This is a genomic window from Roseovarius pacificus (genome assembly GCF_900142665.1).
GTDB lineage: Bacteria > Pseudomonadota > Alphaproteobacteria > Rhodobacterales > Rhodobacteraceae > Roseovarius > Roseovarius pacificus.
In genome coordinates, this window is the sequence record NZ_FRBR01000043.1 from 1 (window position 1) to 2,352 (window position 2,352).

Here is a 2,352-nt window from a genome sequence, read left to right on the forward strand (position 1 = left end):
GCGATGGCCTCGAGGGTAGCCTTGAGATAGGCGAAGGGCTCAACGCCGTTGATCTTCGCGGTCTCGATCAGGGAGGCGATACGGCCCCAAGCTTTCCCGCCCTCGTCGTGACCTGCGAACAAGGCATTCTTTCTGTTCAAAGCGATTGGGCGGATCAGGTTTTCAACGCCATTGGAGTCGATCTCGACCCGGCCATCGTGCAGGAAGGTTTGCAATCCGTCCCAATGGTTCTGGATATAGGCGAGTTTCTCACCCAAGCGTGACTTGGCGGAGACGCGCAGACGGCTCTGCTTTAACCACTCCCCGAACTCGGCCACAAGGGGCGCGGTTCGGGCCTGCCGGGCGGAAAGCCGTTGCCCTGGTGCCGCACCGCGGATGTCAGCCTCGATCTTGTAAAACTCGGCGATCCGGCGCAGCCCCCCGGCGGCGATCTCTGAGCCGTCGCGATCGAACACTTCCTTCAGCTTGCGCCGGGCATGCGCCCAACACTGCGCAACGCGGATTGGATCCCCGCCTTGGCGGGAGGGACGCGTCAGCCGATTGTATCCCTGATAGCCATCGAGTTGCAGGATGCCGTCAAAGCCCCTCAGGAACGTCTCCGCGTTTTTGCCCTTACGATCCGGCGCGTAGAAGAACACAACGCCTGGCGGATCATCCCCGCCCCAGCTCCGATCGTCGCGTGCGAGGGCCCAAAGATAGCCGGTCTTGGTCCTGCCGCGCCCCGGGTCAAGGACTGGGGCCGTCGTCTCGTCCATGAAGAGTTTCGTCGATCCCTTCAGATGTTCGGCCAGCCGATCAACGACAGGGCCCAGGTGGAAGGCAGCCACGCCAACCCAATCCGCCAAGGTGCTGCGATGGACCTCGAGCCCGGAACGGGCCAGGATCTGGCTTTGTCGATACAAAGGAAGATGGTCCGCGTATTTGCCGACCAGCACATGCGCCATGGCCCCCTCAGTCGGCAGGCCACCCTCGATGAGATGCGCCGGGGCTGCAGCCTGGGTAATGCCATCGCTACAGGCCCGACACGCGTATTTGGGGCGCACGGTGACGATCACGCGCAGCTGCGCGGGCACAATATCCAGCCGCTCGGTCCGATCCTCACCGATTTTGTGCATCTCACCACAGCCACACGGGCACAACAGGCTGGCCGGCTCGATCACGCGCTCGATGCGTGGCAGGTCCTTGGGCAGGTTGCCGCGGTTGCGCTTGGCCACCCATTTGCGTTTCGACGTGTCATCGCTTGGCGCTTGATCCTGTTTCTGTTCCTCGGCCTCGGAGATGGCAATGTTGAGGTCCTCGAAGGCCAGTTGCCGGTCGTCCTCGTCGAGCTTCTCGGATTTCTTTCCATGCACAACGTGGTTCAACTCGGCCACCAAGTGTTCGAGACGCTTGATGATCGCCTTCAGGCTGGACGCCTCTTGCAACAGCGCAGCGACTGCATCGCGCTGGCCTTCGGGGATGGCCGAAAGGTCGATATCAGGCAGGGTCGGCATACTCCGAACATACCCTGAAACGACTGGAAATGCGCGCCTTTTCGACCGCCCGATTCATTCTGCCGCAGCTGGCCGGCGCGCTTCCAGCGCCCGGACCTTACGCCAATCCAGGCCAGCAAAAAGAGCCTCGAACTGCGCCCGGTTCAACGTCATCACACCGTCCCGAACCGCCGGCCAGGTGAAGGTCGTTTCCTCCAGGCGTTTGTAGGCCATCACCAGCCCACTCCCATCCCAAAACAAGATCTTCAACCTGTCAGCCCGCTTCGCACGGAACACGAACACCGTGCCGGTGAACGGGGCCTCCCTCAGGACAGATTGCACCAGCGCGGCGAGCCCGTCGTGGCCCTTCCTGAAGTCCACCGGCTGCGTTGCCACCAAGATACGGACATTGTGGGACGGCATCATCACGATGGTGCCCCGAGCGCATGCACGATCTCGGCAATCCGCACCGCCGGGGTGTCGGCATCAAGCTCGACCGCCACGTCACCAATCAGCAGACGCAGGCTGCCGTCCGACGGCTCCGAAAGCTGCCGCGCCAGAGGCGGCTCCGGCTCGCACATAACGAGCGGGGCGAAAACTGTCGCCTCATCTGAGGGGGCGGCCACAGGCAGAACCAGCTTGCCGTCCTTCGCCAGACGACGCCACTCGGATATATGGTTCGCGCGAACCCCATACTTCGCAGCAACCGAATTCACCGTGACGCCGGGCTCCAGCGTTTCCGCAACAATCCGTGCTTTGACCTCTTCAGGCCAGCGACGCCGGCCATCCGCGTAGATCACCACACCAAGCGACCTGAGAAACTCCGCCGTAGTCTCCATGGAGAAAATCCTTCCTGTTCAACAACAGGGATGACCTCGCA

Annotated in this window: 3 protein-coding genes; all 3 read right to left on the minus strand. The window is 62.2% G+C overall.

Translation table 11 applies throughout. The features are described 5' to 3' along the window. The coding region (gene tnpC, locus BUB53_RS22115; protein ID WP_073038238.1) for an IS66 family transposase at positions 1-1,493 on the minus strand (1,493 nt) is incomplete at its 3' end. 54 nt (positions 1,494-1,547) lie between these two features. Beyond that, entirely contained in the window at positions 1,548-1,898 is a 351-nt protein-coding gene (gene tnpB / locus BUB53_RS22120; protein WP_073038240.1) for an IS66 family insertion sequence element accessory protein TnpB, read from the minus strand. Then, on the minus strand, positions 1,898-2,311 hold the full coding sequence (gene tnpA, locus BUB53_RS22125; protein WP_073038242.1) for an IS66-like element accessory protein TnpA: 414 nt from the start codon (positions 2,309-2,311) through the stop codon (positions 1,898-1,900). The genes tnpB and tnpA overlap by 1 nt, the downstream gene beginning before the upstream one ends. Positions 2,312-2,352 lie beyond the last annotated feature (41 nt).

Excerpts from the sequence above, each read along its gene's own strand:
- tnpB (WP_073038240.1), bottom strand. The coding sequence starts at position 1,898 with ATGATGCCGTCCCACAATGTCCGTATCTTGGTGGCAACGCAGCCGGTG.
- tnpA (WP_073038242.1), bottom strand. The coding sequence starts at position 2,311 with ATGGAGACTACGGCGGAGTTTCTCAGGTCGCTTGGTGTGGTGATCTAC.